A 1,426-nucleotide genomic window follows, 5' to 3' on the forward strand; every position below is an offset into this window, starting at 1 on the left:
GACTGATGGCGCTGCTGGCGATGATCTCCGAAGGCGCGGTGCTCGACTGGGCAGCCCTGTATCTGCGCCAGGAGCTCGGCGCCGATCTCGCCGTTGCCGGCCTCGCCTACGCCGGATTTTCGGGCGTCATGGCGGTTACGCGGTTCTTCGGCGACGGCATACGCAATCGCTTCGGCGCGGTGACGACGCTGCGCGTGTCGGCCCTCGTAGCCGCGGTCGGCATGCTGGTGGCTGGCCTGGCGCCCTCGCCCTGGCTCGCCATTGCAGCCTTTGCCTTTTGCGGCTTCGGCATCGCCAATATGGTGCCGATCATCTTTTCGGCCGGCGGCAACCAGGAAGGCATGTCTTCCGGCACCGGCATGAGCGTGGTCACCACTATCGGATACTGCGGCATACTGGTGGCGCCGTCGGCGATCGGCTTCGTTGCCGAGCATTCCAGCTTCGGCCCGATCTTCATCACCATGTCGGGACTGCTGATCATCGTGTTGCTGATGGCCGGGCTCGCTCACCGCGCCGAATTCGCGCCAGCACCCGCCGAATAGCGTTTCAGCTCCTCGTGGAGGAAATCCACCACACGGCGGATGCGCACGCTGGTACGCACATCGCGATGCATCGCCAGCCACACCGGCAGAACCGGCAGCGGCAGGTCAGGCAGCACCTTCTCAATCAAAGGATCCCTGTCGGCCAGCGGCTCCTGGCCGAGGCCAATGCCGTTTCCCGCCCGCACCGCTTCCCACAAAACGATCTGGTTGTCGGCCCTGAAGCGGAAGCTGCTCCGGGTGACGGGGATGCCATGCTGGGTAAAGCCCCTGATGATCTCGTCGCCGCGATCGAAGCCGACCAGATCGTGGTCGACAAGATCGGCAGGCTTCAGCGGACGGCCGCGCCTGTCGAGATAGGATTTGGCCGCGCAGGCGCAGAGCTCGATATCGCAGACCTTGCGTGCCGTCAGCTCGTTCTGCGCCGGCTTGACCATGCGGATGGCGATGTCGGCATCTCGACGCAGCAGGTTCTCGACCTGGTTCGAAGCAACGATCTCGACCTCGATGCCGGGCTCCTCGATCCCCAGCCGCATCGTCATCTCAGGCAGGACATAGGCCGCCACGACCTCGCTGGCGGCGATGCGCACCGTGCCTTCGATGGCCTCGACCGAACCCAGCGCCAGGAGTGAGAAGGCGCTTGCCTGCTCGCTGACCGCCTTGCCGCGTTCGAACAGCGTGCTGCCGGCCTCCGTCAGTTCGTAGCCGTGCCGTCCTCGACGGAACAGCGTGACGCCCAGCGCCTGTTCCAACTCGCCGATGTGACGGCCAAGCGTCGGCTGGCTGGCCGAAAGCTTTCGCGCGGCGGCCGACAGGCTGCCGGATTCTGCCACGGCGACAAAGCTCTTGATCAGGTTCCAGTCGATTTCAGTCATTCATTTATGAAT

Annotated in this window: 2 protein-coding genes; one reads left to right on the forward strand and one right to left on the reverse strand. The window is 64.7% G+C overall.

Translation table 11 applies throughout. From position 1 onward, the window contains the following. Positions 1-542, forward strand: a 542-nt coding sequence (locus EN749_RS35730) for an MFS transporter (RefSeq protein WP_145991179.1), incomplete at its 5' end; no start/stop codon positions are given. On the opposite strand, the gene EN749_RS35735 is transcribed toward EN749_RS35730, so the two are convergent. Continuing rightward, complete coding sequence (locus EN749_RS35735; protein ID WP_127809052.1) at positions 506-1,414, reverse strand: LysR family transcriptional regulator; 909 nt, start codon at positions 1,412-1,414, stop codon at positions 506-508. The genes EN749_RS35730 and EN749_RS35735 overlap by 37 nt on opposite strands. Between the last annotated feature and the right edge of the window lie 12 nt (positions 1,415-1,426).

The organism is Mesorhizobium sp. M7A.F.Ca.ET.027.02.1.1, assembly GCF_004022985.1.
In the GTDB taxonomy this organism is placed as follows: domain Bacteria; phylum Pseudomonadota; class Alphaproteobacteria; order Rhizobiales; family Rhizobiaceae; genus Mesorhizobium.

Bases quoted from the DNA above. Each gene is read 5' to 3' on its own strand.
- EN749_RS35735 (WP_127809052.1), bottom strand. From the start codon at position 1,414: ATGACTGAAATCGACTGGAACCTGATCAAGAGCTTTGTCGCCGTGGCA.